The sequence below is a fragment of the Pseudoalteromonas sp. J2K-J979 genome (assembly GCF_058169715.2).
This window is the reverse complement of the sequence record NZ_CM200281.1, coordinates 304,777-323,150: the sequence shown is the minus strand read 5'-3', so window position 1 is coordinate 323,150 and position 18,374 is coordinate 304,777. Positions and strand designations below refer to the sequence as shown.

The window sequence follows — 18,374 nt, the reverse complement described above, 5'->3', positions numbered from 1 at the left end:
TACCTCAATGAATAAACAGATAACTTGTTAAAAAAATGGCAACAAACACAATTATAAACACAGGAACCTTCGATGAACCAGCACTCTTTTTTAATCCCAATAGGGCTTGGCTTACTGTGTAGCAGCCAATTGATTTTCGCTCATGCTGAGCATGATAAAGCCAGATATGTGGCGCAAAATGGCAAAGATGCCGGCCAATGTGACAATCCAGTTCGACCTTGTCAAAGTATCCACTATGCGGTGAGTCAAGCCAATAAAGGTGACAAGGTCTTAGTCGCTAGCGGTGAATATCCACTGAGTAATGAATCGGATCTGTTTTATTTGCAAAGCCAATTGGTTCCGGTCAAAGGGGGGTTTAATAAATTTGACCATTTTCAAGTGCAAAGCCCTGATGTTAACCCCACCGTACTAACCGGCGTACCAGAAGCACTCAGAGAAAGTCTTACACAGGCTGGTTTTAAAGTGATGGCAGACCATAAAAGCAGCGATATTTCAGAAGCCTTAGCACAACGACTTGCCAACTTTGAAATGCTCAGTAAAAAACAACAAAACTTGACCTGTAATAATGGAAAAGCAGGCAACTTTGCTTGTCATAAAGTGGACCTTGTTTCCCACACTCCTATGCCATCTGGCGTCTCGGGTTCTGATATTTGGGGCCATGTAGATTTAAATACCGGCACTGAATACGCAATCATGGGTTACAACACGGGCACTAAAGTGTTTAATTTGGCAAACCCAGCCAACCCTATCGAAGTCGGCCATATTAGTGGCAGCAACACCAGCTGGCGAGACATTAAAGTTTACCAATATTATGATGCCAATTTTGCTAGTTATCGCGCTTACGCCTATGTGGCATCTGAAGGCAGCGATGGTATTCAAATTATCGATTTAAATAATTTGCCTCATTCTGTAAGCCTTGCGAAACGAAATAACACAGTAAGCTCATCGCATAATATTTATATTAGTAATGTCGATTACACGCTCAACAGCAAACTTACGCATGCTCAGCCCGCAATTCAAATTGTAGGCGCAAACTCCTTTGGAGGGGCTTTTACCAGCTATCTACTTGATGACCCTGTCAATATCAACCGCGTTTACACTCCGGCAGTTTCATCTCGTAGCAATTATACCCACGATGCCACTTCTTTACTGATCGACGATGAGCGTAATCAACGAGATTGTGTGAATGGCTCGGCATTTGGTTGCACTTTGTTAGTCGATTTTAATGAAAATGAAATTCGCTTTTGGGATGCAACTAAACCACAAGACACACAGGAATTGGGAAAAATTGGCTATGATGATGTCGATAAAGCCTTCCAATACGTCCACTCAGGCTGGTTTAGTGATGATAAACAATATGTTTTTGTGCATGACGAGTGGGATGAAAAATATGGCGGACTGAACACGACGGTACGGATCTTAAATATTGAAGATCTCAATAACCCAACCCTAGCAGGAAAGTGGCAAAGCTCAAACCAAGCCATCGACCACAACGGTTTTGTTCGTGGCAATCGCTATTACATGTCGAATTATGAGCGTGGTTTAACTATTTTAGACATCACAGATGCGACTCATCCAATAGAGGTTGGTTTTTTTGATTCATTCCCCAGCTCAGACAATAGCGCATACTTAGGTGCTTGGGGGGTGTACCCTTACTTACCCTCAGGGCTGATCCTACTCAGTGACATTAATAGTGGTTTATATGTGCTACGAGAGCATACCCGTGATGTGGAACAAGGCAGTGTATCATTTGAGCAAGCGGCCGTTAGCAGCGAGCGTGATACAACTCTGACAATCAAAGTAGCTCGCAGCGGTAATGGCAGCGCAACGCAAGTCGGTTACGAAACACTGCCAGGTAGCGCTGAGCATGGGGTCGACTACCAAGGCGTAAAAGGGACTCTAGAATGGGCGATTGCTGACACCAATTCAAAAGAGATCCAGATACCTATCTTGCCAGCCGATGCAAATGCATTAACACAATCCTTTTTTGTCCGCTTATACGACCCTAAAAATGGCGCAACACTCGGTCAACACCATTATCAACGAATTAACCTTGCTGGTAAGGTGAATAGTGGAAAAGTCAGCTTTGCTAACACCAAAACCACCATTGCTGAGAACCAAACGCACTACCCAGTCACTGTCATTCGAAGCGGCGGTAGTGAAGGTGAGTTAACTATTGATTACCAGGTCAATCCGCTCAGCGCCTCAGCCAATGATATTGAGGTCGCGCAAGGGACGCTAACCTGGGCTGCTGGTGAGACAAATAATAAAACCATCGTGGTGAGCTTAGTTAATGATGACCAATCAGAGCAAAATGAAACTGTTGAAGTACTCTTAAGCCACCCAAGTGACCCTAGTTTAATCGAGCAGGCTCGTTTTGAATTTACAATTTTAGATGATGAAAACAATCAAGCACCCGTTGTTGATGCTGGGCAAGCCTTTGAAGAGTCAACCAATGTGATATTCACTCACCAAGCCGCACAAGTCAGCGATCCTGAAGGAGATCAACTCACCTATGCTTGGCAAAAAATATCAGGACCTGCGGTCACTCTATCACAAACAAACGAGCTGGCTGTGACGGTACAAAGCAGTAACGAAGCTGGTGACCTAACCTTACAACTGACCGCAACCGATGAACGAGGTGCTAGCACCAGCGATACTTTAACCATTACCATCGTTGGCGCAGCCGTAACCCATCCACCTATTGAACCTACTGAGCCGCCAAAAAGTAGTTCAGGTGGTACCCTATCTTTATTTGGTTTATTCGCGTTATTCATCAGCTTAAGAAGGCGATTAAACTAACGCTCTAAGATAATCAGATTACACATATAAAAAAGCCCTCAAGCGTGACCCGCTTGAGGGCTTTTTTTATGCTGTTAAGCGCTATTTTTTATTGTTTAAATACGTAATTAACTTATTCATATCTTCAGCAGAAGCAATACCTGTTTTACCACCAAAGTTAATTTTGTACTGACCATTAACGATAAACGTTGGGACTGATGCGAGTGCACCTTTTTCTTTATAGAAGTCCTGATCGCGTTTCATTTTTGCCGCTTTGGTTCTCACTGAAAAACCTTTATACAGCTTATCAAATTTTTCAGCATCGACACCTTGTGCAACAAAGATATCTTTCACATCAGCGACATCATTAAACTTATTACGCTTACCGTGATAATGATTAAAAATCGCAGCAATGAGTTTATCTTTTTGTGGCAACACTTCTGCCGTTGCAAGTGCTTGCGTCAACATTTGTTGATTCTCAGCTGTATTTCCAGCCATAAAATCAACATGGCTCTTTTTAAATGCGATATCTTTGGGTAATAGCGTTTTTAAGTCATAAACGACTTGTTCAAAATTATTACAGGCTGGGCAGTAAAAAGAGAAAAACTCTTTTACTTCTGGCTTTTTGCTCGCGCGGTCAGAAATCACTTCGTAATGCACACCTTCTTCATAATCTGCCGCCATTAATGTAAACGGCGACATTAGTGCCGCTAAAATCAATCCTGTAACAAACTTCATGCTTTGTATTCTCCACTCATTATGATTATTAAAATTATTTTTCTAGTAAAAAGCCAACCAACTGATTGAACTCTTCTTGAGAGCTCACTTCATGAAAATTGATTTTGTATTTACCATTAACAATAAACGTCGGCACACTCGATAACGCACCTAAGTCACTGTATTTTGTTTGTGCGGCCACCATTTCATTGATTTGCGCCTCAATCGGCATCGTAAATGCTAAGTCATCAAACTCTTTGCCTTCAAAGCCATTGAGTACAAACAAGTCACGTACATCTTTTATTGAATTAAATCGCGCGCGATCACGGTGGATATAGTTAAAAATAGCGGCGCTCATTTGCTCACCCACCCCTTTTTCTTTTGCCACTAAATAGCCACGCGATAAGAGAGTTTGTTGCTCTTTATTTAAACCGCCTAAAAAATCAACATGGCTTTTGACCAACTCAACCCCAGCTGGCAATTGCTGAGCTAATGCGATAGCTACCGGTTCCATTTTGTAACAGTGCGGGCAGTAATAAGAGAAAAACTCGGTGACTTGCGGCTTTGCACTCTTAGCCGTATTGATTTCGACATAATGTTTGTTGGCTTCAAATTGGTCAGCCCAAACAACGAGTGGCATCAGGCACATTAACAAAGTTAGTGAAATTTTTTTAATCATAATCGTCTCTTTTTAAGGCATTAAACTAAGCGCAGGCTCTTGTAATGCCGATAATTGTTCTTTAAGGGCCAGAATTTGTTGTTCCCAGTATTTGTCTGATGCAAACCATGGAAAGTTCCTAGGAAAAGCAGGATCTTGCCAACGTTTAGCAACCCACCCCATATAATGCACCATACGAAGCGCCCGAAGTGGTTCAATCAACTTAAATTGCTTTGCATCCAAAGGGCAAAACTCCTGATACGCTTCAACTAACGTATCAAGCTGGACAAGTTGATTGTGCCGATCACCACTGAGCATCATCCATAAATCCTGAATCGCAGGCCCCATTCGGCTGTCGTCCAAATCAACAAACCTTAATTGATCATTGGTCCACATAATATTGCCTGCATGGCAGTCACCATGCAAGCGAATGAGATCAGCCGCCTGATAACTTTGTGCGACATGCTCAATAACTAAATCTAAAATAGTAAAAAATGATGTCGCCAATGTCATTGGGATCAAGTCACTGGCGACAATATGCGCTCGCGCTTGATGCAAATATTCTTGACTAGAAATGGTCGGCCGATGCGTAAACGCTGTCGCTTTGGCTGTTTGGTGCATCCGACCAATTAACCGCCCTAGTACATCAAGTTGATCAAGGTTATCAACCTCAAATATCCGACCGCCAACACTTGGAAACAGTGTGAACAAATAATCGTGATGACTAAATAAACTCTCTGCATCTCGCACAATCGGTGCAACCACCGGCACTTCTGCTTCTGCTAACTCAAAAGCAAATGCATGTTCCTCTTTAATTTGTGCTGCCGTCCAACGTTCAGGACGATAAAATTTTGCGACATAACGCAGACCATCTTCAGCTTTAAATTGATAGACGCGGTTTTCGTAGCTATTGAGTGCCAACAACCCTGACTCGGCATAAATACCCACGGATTCGACGGCATCTAAAATAAGGTCGGGCGTTAAATCATTGAAATTAAATTGACTCATGGTTCACCGTAAAAAAACGAGGCATTTGCCTCGTTTTAGAGTTTAACATTATTCGTAGCCTTAACGCCCCTTAAAGAAGTTACTCGGCTGTGCAATGCGACTGTCGGGGGTCTCTTTGTTAAATAACACAAAATTAAATTCTGTGACTGGCTTCTTCAAATCATACGGGTCGATCGCAATAGATAGCGGCAAACTGTACGACTCACCCGCTTTAATATGCACTTCTTGTTTTCCTAAATAAGTAAAATGCGTTAACCCTTCGACCTCAATATTGTAATAATGGTCTTGCTGCGACTTATTTAATATTTTCAGGGTATAGGTGTTTTCAATCAAACCTTCTATGGTTTCTCGGTATAATTGATTCCGATCCCGAATAATATCTAAATCCATTGGTTTACGACTAATGATGTCCACAGCTAGCACGCCGACCATGATCATGAGCACCGCACTATAACCAATTAGCTTTGGCCTAATTGCCTGAGTATTTTTGCCCTTCTCAAGATTTCGCTCTGTGGTGTAGGCGACTAAGCCCCGCGGGTAATTCATTTTATCCATTACCCCATCACAGGCATCAATACATGCGCCACAATTAATACACTCGTATTGTAAGCCATTACGGATATCGATACCTGTCGGGCACACCTGCACACATAAATTACAATCGATACAATCACCTAGCCCCATCTCTTTAGGGTTTTGCTTACGACCACGTGGTCCGCGACTTTCGCCACGCTCCGCATCATAAGTCACTGTAAAGGTATCTTTATCAAACATCGCCGACTGAAAGCGCGAATAAGGGCACATATGCAAACACATAATTTCACGCATCCAGCCCGCATTACCATACGTACACGCCGTAAAAAACAATACACAACCCACAGCATACGCACTGGCTTGCCAAGTAAAAAAGTCGATCATTAAATCGGCTATCGGGGTAAAGTACCCAGCAAACGTCAACGAAGTAAACAATGAGAAAGCCACCCAGCTCGTGTGTTTAGCGGTTTTTCGCCAAAGTTTATCAAAATCCATCGGCCGCTGGTCAAGCTTCTTACGCTGATTCGCAGTGCCCTCTAACTTTTCTTCAAACCAAATAAAAATAAAGGTCCACACAGTTTGCGGGCACATATACCCACACCAAACGCGCCCATAAAATGCCGTGACCAAAAATAAAGCGAATGCAGCTATAATACAAATCCAAGCTAAAATGGTCAGATCTTGCGGCCAAAGCGTCATGCCAAAAATATTGAATTTTTGCGCAAAAATATCAAAAAGAATTGCTTGCTGACCATTAAAGGTTATCCAAGGCAACAACATAAAAGACAGCATGGCTATAAAACCCAAACGCTGGCGCAACATTTGATGTAAGCCATTTACGGCCCGCACATAAATTCTATTTCGAGGATTAAATCGATCAGACTTATCAGGATTAGGAGGCTGAATTTTTACATCAGTTGGAATATTCTTAATGTCTATTTTTTTGTCCATCGACGTTCTCGACCCTTTGGATAAACTAGTTTGAGTATAAACAACTGCGTAATAAATGTGTCGCCTGACCACGAAGTTATCTTTACAATGCCCCTTGTTACGAAACAAATACCGAAAATGCCCGTAACTGAATTGCATTTTATTACAATCATTGTATAAATGTTGAAATTAGATCAATAAACAGAGTGATTTATGAAGAATTTTTTTATTTTTGTGGTCATCATTTTAGCCTTGCTAAGTATTGACCATCCCACAATTAAAGAACCTCGCGAAAAACTCTTTGAGCAAATTACCGGCAAACTGAGTGATTCAACAAAACTACAAAAAGAAAGCTTATCCAAAGATGTACGAATCGAGATCATCGAAACGGTGCGCCTACGCGAAAAAGAACGCATTCATATTGAAGAGGTTACAACCTCTGATGACAAAGTCATTGCTTGGCATAAACGCTATTGTGAACAGCGCGATTTAAATCAGTTCTTTTATGGTGATAAATTACGTCAAGTCTGCCAAATTATGGCTGAGCGGATAAAACGAAAATAACATGGATTTCTCTGCACTGAATAAGTCGTCGGCAAAATCATTTAACGATCAAAAGGCAACGATTAAAAAGCTCATGCAAGGGCGCCCTGTCACTTGCCCGTTATGCAAACAGAGTATTCACTTATTCTTACCGCATCAAAGTGCCAATCCTGGTGCGCGTTGCGATAAGGGCTGCACGGATATCGCTCTAGATTTTGCATAAAAAAAGGAAGCTGAGCTTCCTTTTTTCGAATAATTCGGTGAGTGCTTTTTATTCCCAACCCTCTTGATCAAATAAGCCACTTTGCAACGCAGCCATTTCAACGAGTTCAGCAAAGCCGAGAGAAAAATCAGGCATTAAAGAAATCATATTGGTCAAATATACATCTTCTGGCATCCCCAACTGTTTTGCCGTTGATGCAATCTGATCTGGCTGAGCTAAAACAGATAAACAATTAAATGCCAGCGTAAAACTTTCAGTTAACTCCGCATCAAGTTGACCACTTTTCAAAATATCACTGACATAATCAATCGCGCCAATAGCAAAACCCAAGCACCAGAGCTGACCCTCGCCATGGATTTGATCGTCAATACACTGCCCTGCTAACGTCTTAAGATACGTAGGTAACACAAACCCAGTTTCGAAAATTTGCTCGCTCAGCTCATTGTGTAAGGCCATCAAAGCAAACAATTGATCTTCAGATAACTCACTGATATCTTCGCCAACCACTTGTTTCACCCACACATCCATTTCCAATGGTGCTGGAGCGCAAATAATCGCAAACAAGTACCCTTCAAGTTGCGAAAATGTCATGGCTTTACCAATAAGCTCAGGGCTAGCAAGCCACGCTGCCAAAGCCTGCTTTTCATCTGATGTTAAATGAAGCTGTTGCACTTTAATCCAAACCTTTTCAATTAAAAACGAAGGGTGTAACGCCCTTGAGCGTCCGCACGACCTAAAAACTTCACTGCGTTATGGACATCTCTTGGCAATGATTCTGCAGGTTTAACAAACCCTGTTGCTGCCAGTTGATTTGGACCCGACAACTGTGCATTGAGCTCTAGCCCTAATTCATTATCAGGTTCAATTTTTAATGCCAGCCCCCCTTTTTGGCAGGAAACTTCACCTAAAATCGTATCGAGACTAAACCAACCCGACGTCCCTTGTACTGAGACATCTTGTGTCATTAAGTCACCTTGTAATATTTGGCAATAGGGTGTGCCTAATTGATAATTCGGAATATCAGCCAACAAACGACCTTTCACATTGATCGGCAAAGGCAATTGCAGCTGGCTAATCACCGTTTGTAAAGGAGCACGTAATAATGTATTCGATAACGTCAGATCCGCGTTAAATAGGCCATAATTAATGTCACTTTTTCCAGATAATAACTGGGTCTGTTTTGCATCACCGAATGTCACCGCAAGTTTGGCTTGCCCAAGGAGCAAAGCCCCCCCAGATAACTGCCACTGCGCACCTTGTATATACGTGCCTTGATAAAAAAGTTCACTGACTCTACCTTGCCACAAGGTGCCTGATACTTCGCCTATCTGCAGCTGCTTTGGTAAATACGGCTGCGCGGCACTTAAAACGATATGAGCAGGCATTAAACAGACAATAAAAAAAAGCCAAAATACCGTAAACAAGATGACTAACAAGATCGTTTTTTTCATATTACTTCTCAATTACCAAACGGTTAACCTTCACAAAACCCGAGTTATCATGTTTGCTCAGTTCAACATTAGTGATCATCACCCCGTGCTGTACGGTTAATTCAGCAAGCCAATCGACTAGCTTATTAAACTCAACGGTATCAATACTGACTCGCAAACTGTCATCTTTTGGCTGCATGCGATTAATGGTGATGTTATAGCGGTTTTTAGTGGTATTCACTAGGCTGCTTAACGATGCCGAGCTAGAGACAGCGCGTGGATTGCTGGCTTTTATTTTTTGAATACTCGATTGCAACCACACAGCTAATTGCTGCTGACTGGCTAGCTCTTTTTCCGCTTTTGCTAACGCTGTGTTTAATGGACGTATAATTCCCATTACTAATACAAACACCGCAAAGGTTGCACCGGCTATCGTAAGCAGTTTTTGCTCTTTTGCATTTAAGGATTGCCAATATTTCACTAACTGATTCATGATTGGACCCTCACTTTTAACTCACCGACAACTGTATCACCTTCATTATTTAAGCCACCTTGCTCAATGATTAAGCCACTTTTTTCAAGCTCAGTTTTGACTTGATTAAAACTCTGAAAGTCTTTTCCGACGGCCCTAAAACGCAATTCTTGTCGCTTGGCATCATAGCGTAAAGACTGTGGGTGAAACTCTTTTACCGATGAGAAAACGGGTACAATTGTTTCCATTAACGTTAAAAAGTCGCTCTCACCTCCGCCATCCACTGCCGCAAGTCTATTACGGATTTGATTGCGAATGAGATGAAAACGCACTTTACTGCCAGGAAAGGCCGATAAATATTGCGCTGTAATATCAGCTTCACTTTGAATTAACTGCTGATTTAATTGATATAAAGCGGTGGCTTTAAAACCCAACGATAAAACCAATGCCACAGATGCCGCAATCAATGGCGCACGCCAAGTCAGCCAAAAAGGTGACCCTTGTTTCTTAACCTTATACTTACCCTGCAATAAGTTAAATGTGCTGTGAGGAAGTTGGCGAGCAAAAATGGCTAAAGGCAAATCAACCTCATTAGGTTTTGGCTCTAAGTTGACGCCTGTAAATTCACACGGTGAATAATGGTTCACTGTGGCAACCTTTTGTGCATGGAGATACATCTCCAGCCAAGGTAATTCAACCTCAGCAATATGCCAAGGCTCTCCTCTAAACAACCATTTTCCATCAAGTTCAATCGCACTAACTTGCTGCGCCTCTTCAGGCAAAGGCAATAAAATCGCATCGGGGAGGACCTTGCTCGGCACTAATCCATAAGATGCTAAGCAATCTAGCCACTGTTTCATCCACTCATCATCCACAATTGCAACGTCAAGCAAGTGTTTGTCATCAATGGTATGCGCCTGGCCGATTGCAATAAAGACGTCATCAATATCGCTGGCGATTTCATCTTCAATGATAAATGGCAATGCTTGCTGGAGTTTAGCCCCCCACTTACTTGGTAAAGTCACTCGTTTTAGTTGTGCTTGTGATGCTGGTAACAATAACACGCACTCTCGACCATGTGCCTTGTCAGTTAATGCTTCAAGCTCATCTGCATCATCCAGAATGCCACTGGCTATGATTTCTTGTTCTGTTTGGGACCAAATTAGCCAATTAATCGGTGCCGCTTGTTCACCATTTACTCTTATTATTAATGCTTCTGTCACTGTACGGCTCCAAATTTTCGCGCCAGTATGGTTACGTTATCTTTATCATCGACATAAAACTGTGTGGTCAATTGAAAACGACTCTCAGCATAGGTGGCTGTTGCTGCCAGCTGAAAATAATTACTATTTATAACAATTCTCGGATCAGGGTTCGCTAAATTTTTCGGGTTATTTGCTTTCGCTTCACTATAAAAATCAGCAAACGAATCCCAGCCAGCGTCAGGCCTAGCCGATAAAATCGTACTGGCTGCACTGGTGTCGACTCCGATCAGTGCAGCTAAAATTGCACTGCTTTCTTCTGGTATTGTATTGACATTAATCGCCAGTAAATCGCTGCCTGGGATGACACATAAAAAGGGGGTTAATTTTTTCATTACCAATGGGTTAAACCCTTTAATGACCCGTAATTCAGAAAGTGACGCCATAAAATTATTCGCGGTTAAATACGGAGTGCTACGCGAGAGATATTCATCTTCTTCTGCACCATCTCGGTAAGTATTGCTGTTGGCATCAACCCAATCGAGTACGCTATCTGCTAACGCTTGTGGGGTTTCATCTATCGGTAAGTCATCCATGCCATCGATTAACGCATACAAAGCTTTATGCCCGTCATTTGTTGTAGTCGCCGCTGCGCCAGGCGCGGTGGCCGCGCGTAAAGCATTTAAATTCAAACAGCCTTGTAAATCGGTAATTTTACCAGCAATCGTTCCGCCGCCCTTCACTGGGAAGGTCGTTTCATCCGCAGCCCAAATCTGATCTAAGCTGGTTTTATTTTTATCTTTCGCTTTTGACTCTATGATGACTTTTTTGGCAAATGACTCAGCCGCATATCCCAACCATTTTGCCTGCTGATAGTCTTGTAAATTACTACTTTTTTGCACTTGCACCATTAAACGCGAGCTCATTTCAACGGCTAACGTTGCCGCCAGCGCCACCACAAATAGAACAATAACTAACGCAGCCCCCTGATGAGGATGTGCGCGCGAATTTATATGAATATGATCGTGGTCACTCATAATTATTTCTCACCACTTCCAGGCACTAAAAATAAGCGTTTGATTGGCTCCATATCTTTAAGGGTAATTTCTATTGCCACTGCCAGTGGTAATTCTTTTTCTTGCCACTTTTCGAGCCATTTCCCTTTGTTATCTCGAAAGGTCACTTTAAATTCTTCCACATTTTGCAGTAATACGTGTTTGCGTGGTTCACTGTCATCAAGGCTATCGACATAGACTTTATAAACCCGCTCTAAATTATCATCAAACACACGATACCCGACTGCTTGAAGCTCACTGCGAGGGAGAAGGTAAGCCGGATTGCGCCACCCTTCACGAACAAAACCGATACCATCAAATTGGCTGTCTAACAAATTACGACCCGCCAGCACATATTGTTCAACTGAATCACCGGCTTCATTTCGACCTATTCGGCGGGCAATTTGACTGAAGTCTTGATCCATCAACCTGAATGTCGTTTGTAACCCTTCTAACTCTGCGATGGTTTGCTCGGATAATTCATTGGTACGTAGCGATGTTTGGAATATCTGATGAGTCGCCACCACAATAAAACCCAAAATACCCAATGCAACCATTACTTCTAACAAGGTAAAACCGCGCTGCTTCATTTGCCCCCCGTTAAGACAAATGTCGATAAATCGTAGACAGATTCAGTCAGTGCTTCATCGCGGTAAATATGAATTCTAACCTCAACAAAATTTTTCACTTCGCTTTTGGTTACTTCTTGCTGCCAATACCATGTTTGGCCAGCCATCTCTTCTTTGCCTTTGGCTTTATCTCTAGCTGACCATTCATTGCCTTGCGCTACTATTTCAACTAATTGATTTTCAGCAACCCAAGATGCATAAGCTTGCTCTTCTAATGTCGATAAGTGATTAATATGCTCGCCCGATACCTGCATAGCTGCGATGCCGGCCATGGCACAAATACTTAACGCCACTAATACTTCAAGTAAAGTAAAACCTTGTACCCGAGCGTGAGGAAAAACATTCAAACGCGTCATTATTCGGGTTCACGTCTGAGGGAAACCGGAGCCATAAACTCACCTTCAATTAAAAAAACAGGCTCGCGTTTGTCTTTAATCGACAGCACCATCGAAAAGGGGCTAATCTCACCCGAAGACAAGATGATTACTTGGGGAATTTTCATTTTATCTAACTCCAACAGGCTTTCTTCATCTTCGGCATCAATCAATTCACGCCAGTCAACTTGCTCTAAAAGGTTGTCTTGCGCCCACGGTAAATCATCCAAATTGAGTTCAACCTCTAAGGTGGGTTCAAACTCAAACGCCTTAAACACTTCTTGCTCGGCAACCTGCTCAAATGATTGCCATTTTTCACCATCAAACGCTAAAAACTCAAACTTTTTTTTATCGAGATGAAAACCTAACTCCACTTGATTGAGGACAGCAAAGTCAGCAGCCAGATTAATGAGGGTGTGCACTCTTAATGATTGTTTTTCTAACAACTCTTCATCACCATCACTGATGGTATACACCACCAAGTTGGTCGCAAAAGCAATAATCACCAATACAACTAAAATCTCGATTAAGCTAAATCCAACTTGGCGTTTTTTCATTAATAGTTACTTATTTCAGAATAAAGAGCTTAGCGCTGCTCTTCATCGCTCCAATTGCCGATATCATCTTCGGTGCCAATTACCCCATCAGGTCCCATCGATAAAATATCAAACTTGCCACGCTCTCCTGGGCTTAGCAATTGATATGGGTTACCCCATGGATCTTCAGGTAATGATTCAATAAAACCACCATCAGGGAAACGCTTTGGTACTGGGTCGATATTACTCGCTGTCACAAGCGCTTCAAGCCCTTGCTCTGTGCTTGGATATACTTTATTTCGTAACTTGTACATGCTCATTGCATCTTCAAGTTGTTGAATATCTAAACGGGCTTTATCGGCTGCCGCTTCTTCTTGTTGTCCCATGATGTTCGGTGCAACGATCGCCATAATCATACCGATGATAACCAACACCACCATCACTTCAAGTAATGAAAATCCACTTTGTTTTCGCATTGAAATACCTCTTTTACTGTTTTTAATTGCGTTTGGCTTTATAACCCAATCGCTTTATTCATTGCCATAATCGGTTGCAATATCGCCATGACGATAAACAACACGATTACCGCCATCCCTGCAATCATGGCAGGTTCTAATAACTTCAATGAAACACTGACTAATGTTTCAAATTCACGGTCTTGATTATCGGCAGCACGCTCAAGCATCTGCTCAAGCTCACCAGATTTTTCACCGCTTGAGATCATATGAAGCATCATCGGCGGAAATAACTTAGTTTCTGTTAACGAGGCGCGCAGACTGGCCCCTTCACTGACTCGAGTTGATGCACCGGCCACCGCTTCTCGGATCCGCGAGTTTGATAACACCTGCCCTGAGATACGCATACCTTCTAATAACGGCACCGCCGATGAAGACAAAATACTGAGTGTTCGCGCAAATCGCGCAGTATTAACACCCCGTGCCACTTTACCAATTCCTGGTAAAGTCAGTAATTGACTGTCATACCAATAACGAACTTTTGGTTTTTTAAGAGCTTGTTTGATTCCCACCACTAAAGCAACGATGACAATTAATGAAATTAACCAATAATTTTGCACAAAGTGACTGGCTGCCATGACCCACTCGGTTGTCCAAGGAAGCGCTTGTTTAGACTTTTCGAATGTTTTTAAAATTTTTGGCACCACAGTACCCAATAAAATCGCCACAATGCCTATTGCAAAGACCACCAGCACAGTTGGATACACCATTGCCTGTGTGATTTGACTGCGCATATGCTGGCGTTGTTCCGTGTAATCAGCCAAACGGTTCAAAACTTGATCTAAATGACCTGATTTCTCACCTGCAGCCACCATAGAACGAAATAAATTATCAAAGATATGTGGAAACTCAGCCAAACCTTCAGCCAACGAATACCCTTCAACGACTTTAGAGCGCACCGCCATTAACATCCGCTTTAAACGCGGCTTTTCGCTTTGCTCTGCGACCGCCAAAACCGCAGCCTCAACAGGCAAGGCCGATTGAATTAGCGTAGCCAGTTGGCGTGTAATTAACGCCAGATCTGAGGTAGAAATACTGGTTTTGAAAAAACCTTGTCGTGCTTGTGCTTTTTCTTGATCTGCGGCTTGGTTTATTTCAAGTGGCGTCATACCTTGTTCACGGATCATCTGCCTAATTTGCTTAGCCGTGTCTGCTTCAAGAATGCCTTTTTTGGTTTTGCCTTTTTTATCTAGTGCCTTGTATTCAAATGCCGCCATTAGACTTCCTCTCTGGTAACCCTGAGCACTTCTTCTAATGTGGTGTCACCTGCAAGCACCCGTGCACACCCATCTTGGCGAATACTCGGAGTGTGCTGACGAATGTATTTTTCAACCGCTTGCTCACCTTTTCCGTTGTGGATGAGTTCACGAATGGCTTCATCAACAATTAACAGCTCGTGAATCCCTGTCCGTCCACGGTAGCCATTGTGATTGCACTTTTCGCAGCCCACAGCCCGAAAAATCTGAGTTTGCTGACCAAACGGCACGCCTAACAACTTACATTCTTTTTCGTCCGCCAAGTGCGGCTCTTTACAATCGTTGCATAAAGTACGCACTAAACGCTGCGATAACACCCCCAGTAAAGACGAAGACAGTAAGAAAGGCTCAACCCCCATATCTTCCATACGGGAAATCGCACCTGAAGCGGTATTTGTATGCAGAGTCGACATGACCAAGTGACCCGTTAACGAAGCTTGCACCGCAATTTGTGCGGTTTCTAAGTCACGGATCTCACCGACCATCACCACATCTGGATCTTGACGTAAAATCGCCCGTAAACCACGCGCAAAGGTCATATCTACTTTTGAATTAACTTGTGTCTGTCCAATGCCTGGGATCTCATATTCGATTGGATCTTCAACGGTGAGAATGTTTCTGTCACGGGAGTTAATCTCTGTTAAACCGGCATATAAGGTGGTACTTTTACCCGACCCCGTTGGCCCTGTCACCAAAATAATGCCATGGGGTTTGCGAATAAGATCAGCGTAACGTTCACGGTTTTGCTTCAGCATACCAAGATCTTCAAGGTTTAAACGGGCATTATTTTTATCCAATAAACGCAGCACTACCCGCTCACCAAAGCTAGACGGCATTGTCGATACACGTACATCGACAGCACGACCTGCAATACGCAAGCTGATGCGGCCATCTTGCGGAATACGTTTTTCAGCGATATCTAACTTCGCCATGACTTTAATACGCGAAACCAATAACGACGCTAACTTACGATTAGGCTTAAGAACTTCTTTAAGCACACCATCTACACGAAAACGAATGACTAAATCTTGCTCGAAGGTTTCGATATGAATATCAGAAGCGCCCTCTTTGATGGCCTCACCTAACATTGCATTGATCAGTTTAATGATGGGGGCATCATCTTCGCCTGCTAACAAATCTTCAGTTTGCGGCATTTCTTCAGCAAGGGAAAATAAGTCAACTTCGTTACCGATATCTTCCATGATTTGCTGTGTTTCTGAGCTATCACGTTGATAAACAGACTCCAGCAACAACTCAAACTTATCATCGGTTAAGGCTTCAATTTTAAATTCATTGCCAGCAACTCGACGCACTTCTAAAAGCGTATCGCTACGAATATCACCATGGCAATATAAAACATAACCCGACGCTTCTTGCGCGAGTAATACTCCGAAGCGCTTTGCAAAAGAAAAGGGCAAGCGCTTAATTAAGCCCACTTGCTCAGTCATCTTTTTTCTCTTGTAATTTTTTGTTCTCTGAATGCAAATATTGCTCATAAGTGGGTGGCAAAATGAGCTCATCATTCCACTCAGGTAATACTGGCGTTGTCGAAGCGGGCATTAAATCGATGCCGTCATCTTTTTGTTTTTGTTGCTCAGTGCGAATATAGTTATATTTACTGTTACTTAAGGTATTCATGGTTGCACTATCGCGTACAATCGTTGGGCGAATGAAAATCAGTAGATTACGCTTTCTACGACTGGTATTTGTTGATTTAAATAAGTGACCTAGAATTGGAATGTCACCTAATAATGGCACCTTTGAGACACTTTCTTGCACATCTTCATCAATCAAACCACCCAATACAACCATGGCGCCGTCATCGGCGAGTACCGTAGTGGTTACTTCACGTTTATTAATTGTAATATCAACCGCTGTTGCACCACTGACACTCGACACTTCTTGTTCAATGGTTAATTGTACGGCACTGCCATCGTTGATTTGTGGTGTCACTTTTAGCTTGATACCGACTTCTTGACGATCAACCGTTTGGAATGGATTTGAGTTATTACTGCCTGTTTGAGAACCAGTAATAATTGGCACTTCTTGACCGACAATCATCGAGGCTTCTTCGTTGTCCATAGTGGTCACTGAAGGCGTTGCGAGAATATTTGAGTTGGTATCTGTCGAAACAGCCTGAATAATCGCCCCCCAATCGCCTTTAGCAAAACCAAGCGCTAAACCATTGACACCACCTAGCAAACTTGCAAGCGCGGTTAAGTCACCCTCAACTGTTTTTTCGATAGGCGTGACATTACCTGTATCTCCACCAATAACATTGTCGACGATGGTTTTGTCACGCGCCATTTCACCGGCGACCGCTAAACTGCCCACCGGAACCGTTGTGCCGTTGTTAAATTGCAGCATACCGCCTTTTTCATTAATCCACTGCATGCCCAAGTTGACACCGTCACCTTCATACACTTCAACAATAATGGCTTCAACCAAGACTTGCGCACGGCGCATATCAAGTTTGGCAATCACCCCTTCTAACGAGCGCATAATGTCAGGTTGGGCAGTGATCACTAATGAATTCGAATTTGGGTGTGCTTCGATGCTGATATCATTGCGGTTACGCGATGAAGTTTTAGCCCCTTGTTTTTGCTCGTCGGCAATCGTTTTACTGACACCCTGTAAGACTTTGACTAAATCTTCTGCTTTGGCATAGTTAAGGTAAAAAACCTTGGTATTACCTTGGTTTTCAAGCTCATTATCTAGGCGTTTAATTAAAGTAATCGCTCGCTCACGCGCTTGACTTTCACCACTAACAATAACGCTATTAGTCCGCTCATCGGCCACAACCTTTGGAATCAAAAAAGCCGGTACATCGTTTTTACCTGTCGCGGGTTTGTAAATATTATCAACTACAGAGACCACATCTGCAGCTGTGGCATATTGTAATTTCACAATATCGACTTGCTGATCACCCGCTTGGTCAACCAAACGAATAATTTCGACTAAACGATTCACTGATGACGCATGACCGGTCAACATCATTACATTTGATGGATTGTAGTTGGTAACATGTCCACCATCTTTTTGATCACTGAATTGGCGAATCAATGGCCCGAGCTCTTGCACGTTGACATTTTTAACTTGGACTACGCGAGTAATCAGCATGTCACCTTGCACTTCTGACTCATCGCCCAGCACAGGAACGCTCGATTTCTTCGCATCGGAACTTTTCTTCACTTTAAGGATGCCGTTATCCATTTCGACAGCGGCAATACCGTGGACTTCAAGCACATTTAAAAAGAATTGGTAATAAAGTTCTTCATCCATTAACACATAGCTGCGGACATTAATTTTACCGCGCACGTTTGGATCGATGATGATGGTTTTATTCAGATTTTTACCAACGATATTAATAAATTCATTAATATCGGTGCCTTTGAAATTAGCCGAATACTGAACCGCCATGGCTGAACAAGAAATACCCGCAGCAATAAACAGCGCAGTGTATTTTGCTAACCCCTTTTTGATTTTTTTTAGGTGTAGCAAGTGATTCATT

Annotated in this window: 19 protein-coding genes; 3 read left to right on the top strand and 16 right to left on the bottom strand. The window is 42.6% G+C overall.

The annotated features are described in order from the left end of the window. Positions 1 to 72 precede the first annotated feature (72 nt). Positions 73 to 2,802: a choice-of-anchor B family protein gene (locus AC3KVK_RS01540; RefSeq protein ID WP_490311186.1), complete on the top strand. Its 2,730-nt coding sequence runs from the start codon at positions 73 to 75 to the stop codon at positions 2,800 to 2,802. An 81-nt stretch (positions 2,803 to 2,883) separates the two neighbouring features. On the opposite strand, the gene AC3KVK_RS01535 is transcribed toward AC3KVK_RS01540, so the two are convergent. The 4 genes from AC3KVK_RS01535 to ccoG are packed head-to-tail and all read right to left on the bottom strand — an operon-like array spanning position 2,884 to position 6,649. After that, positions 2,884 to 3,519, bottom strand: coding sequence for a thiol:disulfide interchange protein DsbA/DsbL (locus tag AC3KVK_RS01535; RefSeq protein ID WP_490311187.1), 636 nt, complete (start codon positions 3,517 to 3,519; stop codon positions 2,884 to 2,886). A 34-nt stretch (positions 3,520 to 3,553) separates the two neighbouring features. Then, positions 3,554 to 4,177, bottom strand: a complete 624-nt coding sequence (locus AC3KVK_RS01530; RefSeq protein ID WP_490311188.1) for a thiol:disulfide interchange protein DsbA/DsbL — start codon at positions 4,175 to 4,177, stop codon at positions 3,554 to 3,556. Between the two features lie 12 nt (positions 4,178 to 4,189). Beyond that, positions 4,190 to 5,164: a serine/threonine protein kinase gene (locus tag AC3KVK_RS01525; RefSeq protein ID WP_490311189.1), complete on the bottom strand. Its 975-nt coding sequence runs from the start codon at positions 5,162 to 5,164 to the stop codon at positions 4,190 to 4,192. A 60-nt stretch (positions 5,165 to 5,224) separates the two neighbouring features. Beyond that, positions 5,225 to 6,649: a cytochrome c oxidase accessory protein CcoG gene (gene ccoG, locus AC3KVK_RS01520; RefSeq protein WP_490311190.1), complete on the bottom strand. Its 1,425-nt coding sequence runs from the start codon at positions 6,647 to 6,649 to the stop codon at positions 5,225 to 5,227. A gap of 192 nt (positions 6,650 to 6,841) precedes the next feature. Between ccoG and AC3KVK_RS01515 the strand changes: the two genes are divergently transcribed. After that, entirely contained in the window at positions 6,842 to 7,192 is a 351-nt protein-coding gene (locus tag AC3KVK_RS01515; protein WP_490311191.1) for a hypothetical protein, read from the top strand. Position 7,193: 1 nt separating this feature from the next. Next, positions 7,194 to 7,394, top strand: a complete 201-nt coding sequence (locus tag AC3KVK_RS01510; RefSeq protein WP_490311192.1) for a hypothetical protein — start codon at positions 7,194 to 7,196, stop codon at positions 7,392 to 7,394. A gap of 48 nt (positions 7,395 to 7,442) precedes the next feature. On the opposite strand, the gene AC3KVK_RS01505 is transcribed toward AC3KVK_RS01510, so the two are convergent. The 12 genes from AC3KVK_RS01505 to gspD are packed head-to-tail and all read right to left on the bottom strand — an operon-like array spanning position 7,443 to position 18,373. Then, complete coding sequence (locus AC3KVK_RS01505; protein WP_490311193.1) at positions 7,443 to 8,066, bottom strand: UPF0149 family protein; 624 nt, start codon at positions 8,064 to 8,066, stop codon at positions 7,443 to 7,445. Positions 8,067 to 8,086: 20 nt separating this feature from the next. Beyond that, on the bottom strand, positions 8,087 to 8,845 hold the full coding sequence (locus AC3KVK_RS01500; protein ID WP_490311194.1) for a type II secretion system protein N: 759 nt from the start codon (positions 8,843 to 8,845) through the stop codon (positions 8,087 to 8,089). A 1-nt stretch (position 8,846) separates the two neighbouring features. Continuing rightward, a complete protein-coding gene (locus tag AC3KVK_RS01495; protein ID WP_490311195.1) occupies positions 8,847 to 9,317 on the bottom strand; it encodes a type II secretion system protein M in 471 nt (156 codons plus the stop codon). Continuing rightward, the gene (gene gspL / locus AC3KVK_RS01490; protein WP_490311196.1) at positions 9,314 to 10,519 is read right to left on the bottom strand and encodes a type II secretion system protein GspL; all 1,206 of its coding nucleotides are present in this window, start codon (positions 10,517 to 10,519) and stop codon (positions 9,314 to 9,316) included. Before gspL ends, AC3KVK_RS01495 begins: the two co-directional genes overlap by 4 nt. Then, entirely contained in the window at positions 10,516 to 11,535 is a 1,020-nt protein-coding gene (gspK, locus tag AC3KVK_RS01485; protein ID WP_490311197.1) for a type II secretion system minor pseudopilin GspK, read from the bottom strand. Before gspK ends, gspL begins: the two co-directional genes overlap by 4 nt. A gap of 2 nt (positions 11,536 to 11,537) precedes the next feature. Then, a complete protein-coding gene (gene gspJ, locus AC3KVK_RS01480) occupies positions 11,538 to 12,143 on the bottom strand; it encodes a type II secretion system minor pseudopilin GspJ (protein WP_490311198.1) in 606 nt (201 codons plus the stop codon). Continuing rightward, positions 12,140 to 12,538: a type II secretion system minor pseudopilin GspI gene (gene gspI / locus AC3KVK_RS01475; protein ID WP_490311199.1), complete on the bottom strand. Its 399-nt coding sequence runs from the start codon at positions 12,536 to 12,538 to the stop codon at positions 12,140 to 12,142. Before gspI ends, gspJ begins: the two co-directional genes overlap by 4 nt. After that, positions 12,538 to 13,113 carry a prepilin-type N-terminal cleavage/methylation domain-containing protein gene (locus AC3KVK_RS01470; protein WP_490311200.1) on the bottom strand — a complete coding sequence of 192 codons (576 nt, stop codon included), beginning with the start codon at positions 13,111 to 13,113 and terminating at the stop codon, positions 12,538 to 12,540. Before AC3KVK_RS01470 ends, gspI begins: the two co-directional genes overlap by 1 nt. 29 nt (positions 13,114 to 13,142) lie before the next feature. Then, positions 13,143 to 13,568, bottom strand: coding sequence for a type II secretion system major pseudopilin GspG (gspG, locus tag AC3KVK_RS01465; RefSeq protein WP_490311201.1), 426 nt, complete (start codon positions 13,566 to 13,568; stop codon positions 13,143 to 13,145). A 38-nt stretch (positions 13,569 to 13,606) separates the two neighbouring features. After that, entirely contained in the window at positions 13,607 to 14,824 is a 1,218-nt protein-coding gene (gene gspF, locus AC3KVK_RS01460) for a type II secretion system inner membrane protein GspF (RefSeq protein ID WP_490311202.1), read from the bottom strand. Beyond that, complete coding sequence (gene gspE / locus AC3KVK_RS01455; RefSeq protein ID WP_490311203.1) at positions 14,824 to 16,311, bottom strand: type II secretion system ATPase GspE; 1,488 nt, start codon at positions 16,309 to 16,311, stop codon at positions 14,824 to 14,826. Before gspE ends, gspF begins: the two co-directional genes overlap by 1 nt. Continuing rightward, entirely contained in the window at positions 16,304 to 18,373 is a 2,070-nt protein-coding gene (gene gspD, locus AC3KVK_RS01450) for a type II secretion system secretin GspD (RefSeq protein ID WP_490311204.1), read from the bottom strand. Before gspD ends, gspE begins: the two co-directional genes overlap by 8 nt. Position 18,374 lies beyond the last annotated feature (1 nt).